This is a genomic window from Acinetobacter sp. YH12112 (genome assembly GCF_013418945.1).
Classification (GTDB): domain Bacteria; phylum Pseudomonadota; class Gammaproteobacteria; order Pseudomonadales; family Moraxellaceae; genus Acinetobacter; species Acinetobacter indicus.
This window is the reverse complement of sequence record NZ_VPBA01000032.1, coordinates 20,372-34,925: the sequence shown is the minus strand read 5'-3', so window position 1 is coordinate 34,925 and position 14,554 is coordinate 20,372. Positions and strand designations below refer to the sequence as shown.

Annotated in this window: 11 protein-coding genes; 1 reads left to right on the top strand and 10 read right to left on the bottom strand. The window is 44.6% G+C overall.

Annotation, left to right across the window (positions count from 1 at the left end; genetic code table 11):
• Positions 1-224: 224 nt before the first annotated feature.
• Positions 225-1,559, top strand: coding sequence for an ISNCY family transposase (locus FTU50_RS11905; RefSeq protein WP_104483800.1), 1,335 nt, complete (start codon positions 225-227; stop codon positions 1,557-1,559).
• A gap of 110 nt (positions 1,560-1,669) precedes the next feature.
• Here FTU50_RS11905 and FTU50_RS11900 read toward each other — a convergent pair whose 3' ends face one another.
• The 10 genes from FTU50_RS11900 to tssB form a co-directional block, all read right to left on the bottom strand.
• Positions 1,670-2,437, bottom strand: a complete 768-nt coding sequence (locus FTU50_RS11900; RefSeq protein ID WP_180045837.1) for an OmpA family protein — start codon at positions 2,435-2,437, stop codon at positions 1,670-1,672.
• A 1-nt stretch (position 2,438) separates the two neighbouring features.
• Positions 2,439-3,398 carry a type VI secretion system-associated protein TagF gene (gene tagF / locus FTU50_RS11895; RefSeq protein WP_075167762.1) on the bottom strand — a complete coding sequence of 320 codons (960 nt, stop codon included), beginning with the start codon at positions 3,396-3,398 and terminating at the stop codon, positions 2,439-2,441.
• 31 nt (positions 3,399-3,429) lie between these two features.
• On the bottom strand, positions 3,430-7,245 hold the full coding sequence (tssM, locus tag FTU50_RS11890) for a type VI secretion system membrane subunit TssM (RefSeq protein WP_180062705.1): 3,816 nt from the start codon (positions 7,243-7,245) through the stop codon (positions 3,430-3,432).
• 40 nt (positions 7,246-7,285) lie between these two features.
• Positions 7,286-8,704 (bottom strand): hypothetical protein, encoded by a 1,419-nt coding sequence (locus tag FTU50_RS11885; RefSeq protein ID WP_180062704.1) that lies wholly within the window; start codon positions 8,702-8,704, stop codon positions 7,286-7,288.
• Complete coding sequence (tssG, locus tag FTU50_RS11880) at positions 8,701-9,696, bottom strand: type VI secretion system baseplate subunit TssG (RefSeq protein ID WP_160243206.1); 996 nt, start codon at positions 9,694-9,696, stop codon at positions 8,701-8,703. Before tssG ends, FTU50_RS11885 begins: the two co-directional genes overlap by 4 nt.
• A complete protein-coding gene (gene tssF, locus FTU50_RS11875) occupies positions 9,660-11,465 on the bottom strand; it encodes a type VI secretion system baseplate subunit TssF (RefSeq protein ID WP_075175233.1) in 1,806 nt (601 codons plus the stop codon). The genes tssG and tssF overlap by 37 nt, the downstream gene beginning before the upstream one ends.
• Before the next feature lie 11 nt (positions 11,466-11,476).
• Positions 11,477-11,953 (bottom strand): type VI secretion system baseplate subunit TssE, encoded by a 477-nt coding sequence (tssE, locus tag FTU50_RS11870; RefSeq protein ID WP_127799557.1) that lies wholly within the window; start codon positions 11,951-11,953, stop codon positions 11,477-11,479.
• A gap of 67 nt (positions 11,954-12,020) precedes the next feature.
• The gene (locus FTU50_RS11865) at positions 12,021-12,524 is read right to left on the bottom strand and encodes a type VI secretion system tube protein Hcp (protein WP_005177807.1); all 504 of its coding nucleotides are present in this window, start codon (positions 12,522-12,524) and stop codon (positions 12,021-12,023) included.
• Positions 12,525-12,568: 44 nt separating this feature from the next.
• Positions 12,569-14,050, bottom strand: coding sequence for a type VI secretion system contractile sheath large subunit (gene tssC / locus FTU50_RS11860; RefSeq protein ID WP_005177804.1), 1,482 nt, complete (start codon positions 14,048-14,050; stop codon positions 12,569-12,571).
• A complete protein-coding gene (tssB, locus tag FTU50_RS11855; RefSeq protein ID WP_180062703.1) occupies positions 14,043-14,546 on the bottom strand; it encodes a type VI secretion system contractile sheath small subunit in 504 nt (167 codons plus the stop codon). The genes tssC and tssB overlap by 8 nt, the downstream gene beginning before the upstream one ends.
• Positions 14,547-14,554 lie beyond the last annotated feature (8 nt).

Below are 14,554 nucleotides of genomic sequence, written 5' to 3'. Positions count from 1 at the left end.
CCGAGCAGACGTGCACAGAAAACAGTAATCAAAGAACGAAATCTGAATCCTGTGCTTGACTTGGAAGTGTCTGTATAGGACATTTCTATTTGGTTATTAGGTAGGACATTTCTACTTAGGAATAACAATAGCTGTTAGAACCCATTCAAAATGTCTATATTCTCACTAATAAAAATGTCTAGTTTATGATGGGTTAACCATCATGGACTGGATATGAAATATAGATGCTGATCACTATGTCTGACAAAGAAATTCAACGTCTTGCTGTTCTGCAAGACGTTCGAGATCAACGTATTACACAAGTCCGTGCTGCTGAAATCCTCAATCTTTCAACCCGTCAAATTACCCGGTTATTACAGAAGCTCAATCAAGATGGTGTTTCAGGTATGGCGCATGCCAGTCGTGGTCAACCTGGCCATCGTCGCCATGATGATTTATTAAAATCAAAATGTCTTTCCATTATTTCTGAACATCTGCTGGGATTTGGACCCACCTTGGCCCATGAGAAGCTCAGCAGCATATTTGACCTGAATATCCCGGTAGAAACGCTTCGGCGCTGGATGACTGCAAATGACCTCTGGATTCCGCGATCCAAGCGCCTTAAACGTCCATATCAGCCACGTTATAATCGGGATTGCTTCGGTGAGCTGATCCAGATTGATGGCTCATATCATGACTGGTTCGAAGGACGCGCTGCTAAGTGCTGTTTATTGGTGTATATCGATGATGCCACTGGAAAGCTGTTACATCTGCGCTTCTGTGAGGCGGAAACGACCTTCGACTATATGCTTTCAACCCGAGCCTACATTGAACAATACGGTAAGCCTCTGGCCTTTTATAGCGATAAACATTCGGTCTTCCGAGTGAACCAGAAATCGAGCCAGGACAGCAAGATCACGCAATTTGGCCGGATTCTGAATGAGTTAAACATTGATATTATCTTTGCCAACTCACCACAGGCCAAAGGTCGCGTAGAACGCGCGAATAGAACCCTTCAAGACCGTCTGATCAAAGAAATGCGTCTGGAAGGCATCAGTTCAATTGCCGAAGCCAATGCCTGGCTACCCTGCTTTATTGAGCATTTCAACCAGAAGTTCACCAAGTGTGCGAGAAACCCAAAGAACTTGCATCGATCTTTAACGGAATCTGATGCTGAGCTGGAGGATATATTCACCTGGCAGGAACCGCGTAAGGTCACGAAGAACCTAACCATCACGTATGACAAGTGTATTTATCTGCTTGAACCGATAGAGCTGAATCATAAGCTTGTTGGGCAATACATTTCATTTCTGGAGTACCCGGATGGCACTGTGGCCATCATGCATGAAGGCCGAAAGCTCAACTACAGCATCTTTAATAAATTGGCTGGGCTGCAGCAAAATGAGATTGTTGAGAATAAACGGTTAGGTGCAGTTCTGGCACATATTCAACAGCAGCATGAAGAATTGGAAAAACAGAATAAATGTTCAAGAACAAATAAAAATATGCCAAGCCGTAAAGCTCAGAAAGCCGATATTGAACAAAGAAAGTTAAATCCTGTGCTTGACTCTTGTGGTTAAAAACAGGACATTTTAAATGGTTTATCGCATAGACATTTTAATTGGTGAATAACAATAGCATATTAAATAAAAGCCATCCTGTAGATGGCTCTTATTCCTTTAATGACCACTTAAATCACTTCAAACTCAATACGACGGTTCTTTTTACGACCCTCAGCTGTTGAGTTGTCTGCCACAGGTTTGTTGGCGCCTAAACCTTCCACACTCAAACTATCTGCAGGAATATTTTTGCCAATCAAATAATCTTTTACCGCCTGTGCACGCTCTTTACTTAAGATCAGGTTTTTATTGGCATCACCAGAGCTATCAGTATGGCCAATAATTTTCACCTGCTTGCCACCAACCTTATTTAAGGCAATCGCCATCTCATCAAGAATTTTTGTCCCAGATGCGGCTAAAACCGCACTGCCAGATTCAAATTCAATAATCCGGTTTTTCAAGGCATCATCAATAATTTTCTGTTCGGCCTGATTTACAGATAACTGTGCATTAAAACGATATGGCGCCTGTACCAAGCCCTGAAAAGCATTTGTGGTTGGCTGGATATCATTTTGATTGGACATTTTTCCATTTAAATCAATTTGCGTACCGCGTACCAACAATTGACCCTGCTTCACTTTTTTTAGGTCTGGCGTGATCATTCGTGTGACCGATTCGCTCCAGCCATTGGGTGCAGCAACCGATTTAACCTGAATTTTATCAATGACTTGGTCCGCACCATACACACTGTGCATTTTAGTCAGGATGGCCTGTTTGCTGGCTTCATTCGGGACCACGCCTTCAACTACAATCGGCTGTGCACATACCCAGCTACTAACACTGAACAAGAGTACAGACAGCCATTGTTTTTTATATGTATTTAATTGATTTTTAATCATTTTATCCATCTATAAAAGTCTGTCTAAAGAGTTTGATTCCCTGGCTTAAGCTAAGCTGGCGTTCACATAAAGCCTGTTCCAACGCCGCCAAACCTGCATTTTGCTCCAGATACGGATCAATCCAGCTGGCATTGACCAATGAGACCCAATGTGAACTGTCCAGGTTTTGGGTGAAAATTTCGCTTAAAGCCTGAATATCTGCGCCATGAAAGCCAAAAATCAGCAAGGGTTTGTCATAATGCAGTAAACCGACCAGCAATTCTGTGTTCTGATTGGCGACAAAACGGCTAATCAGGCTGACCCAAAATGCTGCAATTTCATAGCAATAGGCATGATTATTAATCGGTAAAATCAGGACTTTATTTAATTTACTGGTGCCTTGATGGATCACCGGTTGCAGCAATAATCCCAGTCCAATCATGCTTTGTGCCAGCTCATAGGTGCTGATTTTCATCAACTGGGCAAAAGAATGTGTCGTATGATGTTCATAAAATGCTGCACTTTCATGCACATCAAACACCTGAATCTGGTTATTCAGTTTGGCCAGCTTGTCCAGCAAAATCTCAGGATCACGAATCGACTTGAGCACCCGGTTTTTCTGAAACAGATCAATCAGGGTCTGTTTATAGCGATACGGTGCGTACAGCAAATGCTCCAGGGGGACATCTACATCTAGCAGATGGCTCAGTACCATCGGAAACTGTCGTCCCGAACTGTCTTCGCTGGCAATTAAGTTGGCCACCAGAAATTTATATTCCTGCGGATTGGCAATGAAAAAATCCAGTGATGGCAACTGCGTATAGCGGCTTTGAAACTCTGGAGATTGCATCGCTTTTTCCAGCGCCTCAGTAATCCACTGATCCAGCACCTGAATCAGTGAAGATTGGCCTTTGGTTTTCAAAAAATCGCCTCGGGCCGGACATTTACCATAATAAAATGGCAGGGTTTTCAGCTCATTCATCCCTGCTCTCCCACTCGCCTGTTCTGGCTGATCATGGCTGTACTCCTTCAATTCCTTTTAAAGGCGATGTGCTATTGGTGCGTGCAGTGGCAGGTGTCGGTGCTGTTTGCGCAGCCACGACACGTACCGATTTATTGGTAACCACCTGATCAACCAGCTGTAAACCCGCATAGCCACGGCTTGAGCCAATATTACCCGAGTTGCCGCTAATCAGTCGGAAGTTCAGTTTCACCGCAATATTCGGGTCCTGCTTGCTTTTCCAGACCATTTCAAAGCTGCCGCCTTGCTGGGTACGCTGAGCCGTGTCAATCAGACGGTTAATGCCGTACTCACCTGGTTCATCAAAGACGGTATGGGTTTTACCTTCTAAATCCACCGCTGTAATACGCGCACCCGGAATCGCACCCGGATTTGGCCAGACGAAATTCACCCATTGCTGAATGCCATTTTCATAAACCATACGCTGCCCATCAATATCAATGGTATAGGCCAGTAATTGCGGATTCTGTAATGGATAGAACTGGAAGTTGGACTGATTCACCGGTGCTTGCGCCGCGGTTTGAGACAATTCACCTGTCGCCATGCCATTGCTAGGCGCGACATAGCTCTGGAAATTCATCACAAATTGCGGGTTCAGGCTGATACCTAAATCTTTCCAGGTTTTTGAGGTTAAGGTATAGCCACGACGGATCACCAGCGGATCTAAATGCTCTTTCACAAAACGGGCGATACTGCCATTTTCACCAAAAATCTGGCTAATTTCATTGCTGGTCGCCTGTAAGGTCGCAGAGGAATTAAATGGATATTTTTTGCTTAAATTGGCGCTAAATGGCTGATAAGCTTGCATGGTCCAGAGTTTATTGATCTCATCCTGCGCCGGAATTAACAGGCTTTCAAATGAATGCGTTAATGGACTGATCAACAGTTTTTGTAATAGCTGCTGGTCACGTTCATTTAAGCCCACCGTCATCTTCTCATCGACCAGTTTCTGGGTACTGTTAAACACCGAACTTTGATCATTGATGGTCTGTTTCACCAAGGTCATGGCCGATGGACCAATATCGCCCGCACTTTTCAGGTCATTGAACTTGCTGCGCACCTGAGCAATCGCTTGCATATACTCATCCAGTAAAGACTTGTTCTGCTGGTCATCACGCTTACGTACCAGCTGATAGAACATCTGGAATTCTTTGGAAATTGGTCCTTGTGCTCTGGCTACGGCCTGTTCCGCCATTTTCGCTTCATCGCGGTTCAACACTTTACGTTTAAACCAGGCAATAAAACCTTTTTGCGGTGCGGCTAGTTCTGCCTGAACCACCGGATTATCCCACGAGGTTTCCTGTGCAATCCGGGTAATCATCTGACGGATTGGCGAATTTTCCGGTTCACCCAGTTTTTCAATATTCTGCGCAGACTGTTTAAATTCCTTGCCTTTGGCATAGTGCACACCAGCCAGGAATTTACGCCATTCTGCAATATATTCCTGCTTGTACAGATCGGTCAGCTGTTTACGGATCTGATCGGGGCTGCCACTAAAGGTCAGGTCATCGGACTGGGTACTGTTTAACACCCAGTCTTTAGAATCTGTTGGCCGGTTGGAGACTTCATCAATGGCGGTTTCGACATATTCTGCCCAGGCTTTCTGGGTAAATACACCCGGTAAGGCATAACTGCCCAACACCACTGCCTGATTATTCTCACCGACCATCTGTTTGACGGTTAAGGCCGGGAAACGTACCGCTGCACGCATTTTAATTTCGTTATAGACCCGATCACGTGCCGGCATACCACGCACCACAGACAATAACACCTGACGTGACTGATCAACCACCAAGGTATCCGCTTCCAGATTCGGGAATTTGGCATCATTGGCCAGGGTCATGGCATAAGATAAAATCTGCTCGGCATCTTTCAGCATTTGGCCGCGCGCCAAATTCCCCCGGTTGGCATCTAACCACGGACGCCAGAAACGCGTGACCTGATCACTTAAATGACCAGCTTCACGATATTCCGGATTGCTCATCATCAAGTAGGCTTTCAGTGCATTGTACGCATCTTGCGGATTACTGTCCGATGGCTCCAGATATTTCTGCTGATTGGCCACCTGTTTGATTTCCACATTGGCATGATTGGCCTTCAGGGTTTCTTCATTGGCTTTTACCCGTTGCAGATACTGTGCCATGTTTTGCTGTGCCGGCTGCAGCACAATCTGCTGCACGCCTTGCAAATATTCAGTCTTCAGCTTTTCACGCAGCTCATTGCCCTGGTATAAACCAAAGCCAAATTTTAATGGACGATCTTCAGCAAAACTGTCCAGCTGTGACATACGGTTTTGCAGAATAAGCAAGGCTTCAAGCTGTCCGGCCAGTTCGGTGCCAGAGCGCTGCTCAATCTGCACCACTTTATTCAGGTCTTGCTGCACTTCGGCAATTAACTGCTGGTTATTGCGATACGACCAGACCCACAGTCCCAGAATAATCGACACACCAAACAATGTGGCAATAAAGCCAACATAACGCTGGCGTTTACGCAGTGGATTAATATGCTGTTTGACCAGATTCTTGTCTTTCAGAATCACATCGGAAAACAGCCCTTTCAGGAAGTAACCATGGTTTTGTGAAACCGAACGGGTCGGCACACCATGTTCACTGTTGGGAATCTTGGTCAGTAAAAAGTCCTGTGCAATCTGCTCGGTCATCGGGCTTTCAATGGTGCCTTCCTGTAAGGCACTGGTGAAATAGAAGCCACGGAATACCGGTTTAAACTGGTACGGATTATCTTCAAACAAGGTACCAATAAAGGTTTTCAGCGCTGGCTTTAAGCTCTTGAACTCCAGCGGGAAAGTCATGACACTTGGAGAAATATTCTGTGAATGGCGGCGGCTTAAATGGGTAGTACTTACGCCTTTTAAACCGTCATATAAAATGCCGTAATGCTTTTCAAACAGCTCGACCGCATTTTGAGAAGATTCCGCATCATAGGGCAAGGTTGCACCCCAGACCTGATCAAACTCATTCACTTCATAACATTCAAAGAATTCGGTAAAGCCGGCAATCAGGTCCATTTTAGAAAACACCAGATACACCGGAGGATAAATTTCCAGACGCTCGGTTAAATCCTGAATCCGGGCACGTAAATTCTTGGCCAGTTTAATTGATTTTTCCGGACTCTGGCTGACCAGCTCGGCAATGCTGACAATTACAATCAGGCCATTAATTGGCGCCTGAGAACGGTTTTTCTTCAGTAAACCTAAAAAACCGAGCCATTCAGAATGATCTTCGGAATAGACCGAATAACGCCCGGCTGTATCTAGCAATACCCCTTCGGTGGAAAAGAACCAGTCACAGTTACGGGTACCGCTTAAACCGGCAGACACCATTTTCTGATGGCTTTCTTCAAAGGGAAATTTCAGACCGGAATTATAAATCGCCGAACTTTTTCCGGCGGCCGGGTTACCAATCACCATATACCACGGCAATTCATATAAGGCCGCATTGCCCTTTTTATCGCCCAGTTTAGACTTGCGGATCAGCTGAATCGATTCTTTCATTTGTTGTTGAATCAGCTGTAATTCTTCTTTATCTTTCTGCTTGCCGTATTCAGCTTCGGTGTCTTTACTGATGGCTTCGGCCAGCTCTTCGCCCTGCTTTTCATGACGATAACGCTGGATCAAGGCATAAATCCCGTACCCGACCACACCCAGAATATACACTGCCATCAGCGCCCAGAATAGATTGCGCGGAATGGTGTTATAAGATGCTATGAGTGCCACAAAAATAGACAGTGCAATAATCGCTTTCGGATTAGTCACATACTGCCAGACATAGCCTAAAATGGTATAAAACATACTGTTCTCGTTGTTCTAAAATTCGCGCGATACTGCAACATCAGCCCTGTGGGGTTTCATGGGAAACCGGCATAAAAAGTACGTGGGTGGCCGGATGTTCGGTACTGTAAATCATGGAAATAATTCCCTCTGGAAGATGCATGCCCAACATGAAAGAAAACACTTTCGATAAGTGTTGGGTATGACCAATACTTTGTTTTGTATATAAAAAATGATGAGTTTCGATTTGAGACTCAGCAAAACTCTGTTCAATCTGCTTCACGACTTTAATCTGGGTCGGATCATCCGGCATCAGCACAAAAGGCTGTTCCTGATCGAATTGCGCCAGTTCTGTCATCTGATGCTGCTGCAGGTAATGGGCAATATTTTTTTCATTCAACACCAGCTGCAGCATTTTGAATGGTTCTAACTGGTTAATCTGCACCGCGGTGGAGGCCACAATACAGCTAGAGACAAATTCAGCCGGTAAATAATGGTCGGTCAGCCAGGTTTTTTCATCAATCACGTCCTGATCAATTTCAGAATCGACCAGCACAATTAGTGATACGTCTTCGGTTTGTGCTGCGGTCTGTTCCAGCAATTCAAACCAGTCCTGATAGGCATTTTTACTGCCCCAGTAATGATGCTCGATATGAATCTGCTCCGGAATCACCTGAAAATCCTGGATAAACTCCATGATCATCTGCTGGCTGTCCATTTCATTCCACAAATGCAGCAAATCTTCTGCCAGCACCACATGAATATTAATCCGGTTTAAACGCATAACAGGTTGCACCGGCTCAGGTTCAAGGCTGTCATCTTCCTGATGGTTGGGATCAATCCAGCCCGGATGCATACGGTACTGATAGGCCAGCTCGCTGTCATAGAACAGTGCCGACTGTTTTAAATGTTCGGCAATTTGCATCAGTACATCGCTGTGCTGAACCAGCTGCTGCTGGACCAGCCGGCGCATACGTAAACTGCGCTGGCTGTCAACGCTATATTCATCTGCATCGTCGTCCAGCTCAATTTCATCATCCAGGTCTTTAATCCGATAGGACAGAATTGGCAAGCCGTAGGCATTTAACAGCTGATGATCCAGCTCCGGACTGGTGAAATTTTTTAATTCTTCAACAATCTGTTCATTTTCACCAAAGGCATGCTGGCTATAACCACTGTACAGGTTCAGCGCCACCGTTCTGACCGGCTCCACTTTTTCTTCAGGAATCTGTTGCTGGGCAAGTGCCGCCTGCTCCTGCTGCTGTTTTTGTTCTTCCTGACGTTTTTTATAACGCTGGACTGCCCTATAAATGATGAAAGGTGACGTCAGCAGCAGCGTAATCGCCAAAGGCAAAAACACAAAAAATGCCAGCATATCTGCCGTATCGGGATCATGCTGAATATCGCGCCAGTAAAAGATAATGGCGGTGCTGACCAGAATAAAAATACTGACAAAAGTGCCAATGATCCACTTGATCATCTTTGATCCCCCAACAGCGGATAACAGCTATCACGATTATCTGCCCGTGCCTGTGGCATTAAAAAAGCCCCTTGCCCTAGCCCCGCATGATGACTGGAGTTCAGACACAAAGGCTGAATGTCTTCTTTGCTCAGCACCAAACGCAAGTCAACCATTAGAGTCGGACTGCACCAGGTCTGTAAGAGTTTTTTCAGTTTAGTGCTGGCTCGCTGTCCCGGTAAAAATTCCTGATATTGCTGCCGGTTTAAAGGTCCGACTTCAATTTCAATCTTGCCATCAATCTGGCGGATGGTTTCCCCACAAAAGGTATTTACTCCAAGCAAGGCCGGATTGCTGCCGCCTAAACAGGTTTTATGCGCATCATCCAGTTTGAATTTTTCTTCAATAAATTCATGTACAGTAAAATCGGTTTTGAAAATACAGTTCAGCACGGTTTTTAAGGCATGTGCGGTGTTGTTCTGGCCCTGCATCAGGCCTGAAAATTCTGCAAAATAATGATCCATCTCATCCTGTTCATGTTGTGAACGGATGTAACCATTGAGCGCATGCAGAATATCCAGATAATGATTGTCGTGTTCGACCTCATAACGTACCGGCAAGTTATAAGCCAAGCTGGCTTCAATATATTGGCCGGTCAGTTTGTTATTAAACAAACTGAGGAACTGCACGGTTTCTTCACGCTGGATACGTGGACTCTGGCGGATGCGCTGGGTATAGGTATACGGTAAGGCCCCCTGAATGCCGGTGAGACCCACCATTAAATTGGTCAGCTGAATCTGATCATCTTCAACCGCCAACGTTTCAATTTCTGCCGCCGGAAAATTCAGATTGAGCGAGGTCTGAAACTGAAAGCCCTTTTTCCAGTCGGTCTGTACGGCCTGTTCAGGTGCATGACGCAGCAGCCGCGTGGCCTGAATAAACTCATACGCCGTCGGCTGTTCAACCAGATCTGCAATTACAGAAGTTTCTTGCCACCAACGTTCTGCACGCATTGGTATAACTCCTGTAAGCTGTTGGCATCGCGCACCACCACATCCACAAAGCTGTTCATCTGAACTTTTAAGTTAAAGATATGACTGAGCAAGGTACTGAAAATATAAAGGCTATGGCCACGAAATACCTGTGGATCAATATCCAGATGCACTTTCAGACCACGGACAAATAAAGGAAAGGGTTTAGCTTCGACCATTTTCTGGGTTAACGAAAACTCGACCGCTTTAATTGAGTCAATAATTAAATGATTTTCTTTAGATTTTGGTAGGTTATAAAGTTCAAGCAGCTCTTTGATATGACTGATCGCATCGCCTTTCATCAAAGACAAGGTGTTTAAGGATAAATGCGAGATCACCCGCCATTGTTCCATTTTATTCTGCTCAAAATAATACGGCTTATTCGGACGCTTCAGTACCAGAGCGCGCCGTGCCAGACTGCTGTCATTCAGATTTAAAATATTATTGGCTTGGCTTAAAGCCTCATGTGGCAAGTCACGGTTTGAGCAAAGCAGTTTGGCGCTGATAAAATCCGACTTGGTGTGCTGCGGTTGTAATTGCTTTGACAATACACTGTAGCCCGTTTCCACAAAACGGTTATGCAGCTGCTTGGCATTTAGGGCGTAATAAAACTGAATATCTTCATGCCGATAATGACTCATGGCAAAAAATGGATAAACCGGAAAAACCACCTGATCCTGATTGGTTTTTTCCCGGATCATGTTCATTTCCTGAATGCTGTACATCTGATAAAACTCAGGATGATGCGCATCGGTCACCAGTGGATATTCCAGCTGCTTGTGATCAATTTTTTGCGGTTCGGCCTGCTTCTCAAACAGGTTCACCACCGGTGTGGCAAATAATTTAAAGTTAGCCACGTTCAGTTCGGAATAATTGCGAATCACCATCTGATCATTCAGATTCAGTTTCAGATGAATCAGCAATTCAAACTGGCTCTGATCTTCGAAATAATGCAGAAAATCCAGATTCAGACTCAGGAAATTAAACTTTTCCGGAAAGCAGAAATATTCCAGCAATAACCGGTAGGCATGATGGGTATGCTCATCTAGCGGCAGTACACTCTCCTGCTCATGCATACCCATCAGCTGAAATGGATTAGCAATCTGAATTTGGCGCTGGCCAATTTTTAGCGAAAATCCGGTACTGGGACTGAAAATACCATCGAGTACCTGGAGTGGAAAATTGGAAATCGCATCAAGATAAATTGGCAACTGCTGTTGTTGCAGCAATGTGTGTGCCTGATTAAAAATTTCAAAACTCAGACTTAAGGTTGCGTTCTGGTTCAAGTGCATATGCGCACTCGGATTGCTCTTGAATTCCAGCTTGTTGAGCTGAATTGGCAATAAATTCACGCTGTGTGTGCTTGAAAACTCGCACTGAACGCCTTTGAAACTCCTGGATTTTAACGCCGTGCCTTTGGGAATTGTATGTGCTTCGGTCAGCTGTTTAATTTTATTGAGATCTTCAAAGCTGACCACAGAACAGGCCGGAAAAGGCTTTAGGTACTGTGGAAACATGACCTCAAACAAGGCACGGGTAAAAATGTCGTAGCTGTCTGCCAGTTTTTTATCAATACGTGCGGCTATTAGTGAAAATGCCTGAATTAAACGCTCGATATGCGGGTCATCAATCTGTTCCTGATTTAAAGACAGACGCTGCGCGATTTTAGGATATTTCTGGGAAAATTCACGAGATTGCTGGCCGAATTCTTGCAGCTGTTTTTCGTAATAAGGTAACAAGTCTTCAATCACAGGAATCCCACTTATGCACGTGCCGAAATAACATATTGTTGTGTTGTTGGTTTTAATAAAGCATCAAAAATCACAGGTTCATATAAAGGATGAATATTGATATAGGCCTGAATACTCAAGCACAAAGCCCCCATATCCTGTTCATCTAATAACATTTCAACTTTAATCTGTCTTAAACGCGGTTCATGTGCCGCGATGGATTGTGCAATAGACTGGCAGATTTTATCGCGGTCACTTGGATTAGCGGTCGATAAGCCGACAAAATCAATAATCCCAAACTGCATAATGGACTTTTTAACCAGTGGAAAATCATCAATCTGTTCATACAAAGATGCCATGCGGCTATTGAGCAGGTCTTCCAGATCTGCAGCGACAGATTCGCGAAGTTCCTGTAATGACAACCCCTTTAAATGATAATCTTCTGTAGTTAAAAGCCGGTCAAATAATGTAGTTCTAAAACCGTACGGATAAAGCTGGTCTAAATTCATGTATTACTAATTAAGCATAAAATCAGGTAGAGGCTGGCAGAACGCCAGCCTCCCGTGGTCATACAAATTAAGCAGCGTAAGATGCTGTGTTATTTGAAAGTGACCATTTTTTAGTAACTGCACCTTTTTGGGTACCGTTAATGTCTTGCTGGTTATAAGTCCACTCGACTGCGGCATATTTCAAACCGAATGATTCAGTTGGAACACCTTCTTCATTCACAGTTGGCGTTACGCTTGAAACCAGTACATGTTTCAGTTTGATTTGCAGGTACTTGATACGCTTGTCACCGTTAGCACGATAGAAATCGATCTGTACTTCATCGAAGGTATAACCCGCAGAACATGCTTCCCAAAGTTTTGGACTGGTTGCATCCAAATCTTTAACAAAAACCATGTCTGAGTGTTCTACACGCTCAGCAGTATGACCACCTACACTTGAAGAAGTCGCTGATTTAGGCTGACGGATATTGTGCGCCCAAGAATTTACTTCTAGCCAATCTTTGTGCTCTGCGTCACGCGATTCGCCATCAACTTTATACTTCCCTCGAAACTGTACGTAGATATCTTTCATTTTATAAATTTTCCTGTTTTAGTTAAAAGTTATTATAAGTTGCCTCAATTTGAGGACTGAGGTAACTCAGTAACAAGTCGCAAAGAAACCGACAACTCGTCCAACTGGAAATGTGGTCTTAAGAAAACCACAGACTTGTAGTGTCCCGGCTGAGCAGGATTTTCTACAACCTTTACCGATGCTTCACGAAGTGGATATTGTGCTTTCGCTTCCTGAGAGGCACCGTCGTCAAGCAAGACGTATTGCGATAACCAGTCATTTAAAAAGGCTTCAACATTGCCAGCAGAGGCAAAGCTGCCGACCTTGTCGCGCATCATGGCTTTTAAATAATGGGCAATACGCGAAACCGCCATAATATATTGAATCTGGCTAGATAAGGCCGAGTTGGCATTGGCGCTATCGCTGTCGTATTTCTTCGGTTTTTGTGCAGATTGCGCACCAAAGAACGCCGCGTAGTCAGTATTTTTACAATGTACCAGTGGAATGAAGCCTAAATCGCTTAATTCTTTTTCACGACGGTCAGTAATGGCAATTTCAGTTGGACACTTGAAGACCACTTCGCCATCGCTGGTTTTAAAGGTATGGACCGGCAGGCCTTCGACCAGACCACCACCTTCAACGCCACGAATTGCCGCACACCAGCCATGCATATCAAAGGCATTGGTTAAACGGGTACCAAAGGCATACGCCGCATTCATCCATAAATATTCATCATGGTTTTGGCCCGACACTTCTTCAATAAAGTTAAAGCCTTCAGTGGCTGCACCATCTTTCGGATGGAACGGTAAACGGCCCAATACACGCGGCATGGTCAATGCGACATAACGTGAATCTTCGCTGTCACGAAATGAACGCCACTGTACATATTCTGCAGTTTCGAAAATCTTGGATACATCACGTGGACGGTCAATATCGGTAAACGATTCCAGCCCCAGAATGCTCGGACTTGCCGCAGAAATAAATGGTGCATGCGATGCCGCAGCCACGTGCGAAATCTGCTCCAGCAGATACATATCTGAAGGCGTACGGTCAAATTCGAAGTCACCAATTAAAGTCGCATACGGTGCACCACCAAATGAACCATACTCTTCTTCATAAATTTTCTTGAACAAGGTACTCTGATCAAAATCAGTCGCGCCCTGGAAATCTTTGACCAGTTCTTTTTTGGTCGTATTCAGCATGCGGATTTTAATCAGCGGATTCGACGGTGTTTCCTGACAGAAATAATATAAACCGCGCCAGGTCGATTCAATTTTCTGGAACTGCTCATGATGCATGATTTTGCTGAGCTGGGCAGAAATGAGCGCATCAATTTCAGCGATACGTTTGTCAATCGACAAAGTCATGTTTTCAGAAACAGTAATTGTCCCGGCCATGACTTCTTTGGCCAGTTCACCAATCAGGCTTTTGGCACGGTCATGTTCTTCTTCATTGCGGGCAATCCGGCTTTGCTCGACAATCGAGTCCAGCAAAGTCAGTTCTTCTGCAGTCTGGGTTTGCGCCTGAACGGCCTGAGCATTAGTCATGATTTGCCTCCGCGCTTAATTTACGAATCTGGTCAGTATTTTTTAATACTTCATCCAGCAGATCTTCCAGACGTTCGCTATTGGAAATCTTGTTACGCAAATCGGTTAAACGCTCACGTGCTTCGACCAGTTTACGCAGCGGATCAACCTGTTGCACCACGCTTTCCGGACGGAAATCTTCCATGGAAGTGAAGGTCAGATCCACCGACATGCGACCGCCCTCTTCGGTTAAGGTATTTTCCACATCAAATGCTGCGCGTGGCGCCAAAGATTCCATCACCTCATCAATGTTATCCAGGTCAACATTAATGAATTTTTTATCTTTTAATTTGGTCTTTTCCAGTTCAGAAGCAGCAGAGAAATCCCCCAATACCCCCACCACAAAAGGCAATTCTTTCACTTCTTTACCATCACCCACTTCAACATCATAAGTCAGTTGAACACGTGGAGGACGAATGCGCTGAAGTTTCTTTTGTACACTTTCACGTTTAGCCATAATACGGT